This window comes from Bacillus cereus (assembly GCF_007678085.1).
Classification (GTDB): Bacteria; Bacillota; Bacilli; order Bacillales; family Bacillaceae_G; genus Bacillus_A; species Bacillus_A cereus_BE.
Genome location: NZ_VEDW01000063.1, coordinates 1 through 200, shown reverse-complemented (window position 1 = coordinate 200; position 200 = coordinate 1). Strand labels below are relative to the sequence as shown.

Genomic DNA, 200 nt, shown 5'->3' with positions numbered 1-200 from the left:
TGGAGCTGACGAATACTAATAGATCGAGGACTTAACCATATAATATGTAGCAATGTTATCTAGTTTTGAAGGAATATATAATTTTCTTCTTGACATTTTGAAAGAAATGTCTAAAATGATAAAAGTCTGGTAATGATGGCAGAGAGGTCACACCCGTTCCCATACCGAACACGGAAGTTAAGCTCTCTAGCGCCGATGGT

1 rRNA gene is annotated in these 200 nt (G+C 37.5%); it reads left to right on the top strand.

What is annotated here, in order from left to right:
* Nucleotides 1-125: 125 nt before the first annotated feature.
* Nucleotides 126-200 (top strand): 5S ribosomal RNA (gene rrf, locus FS742_RS27395); the annotation flags it as partial.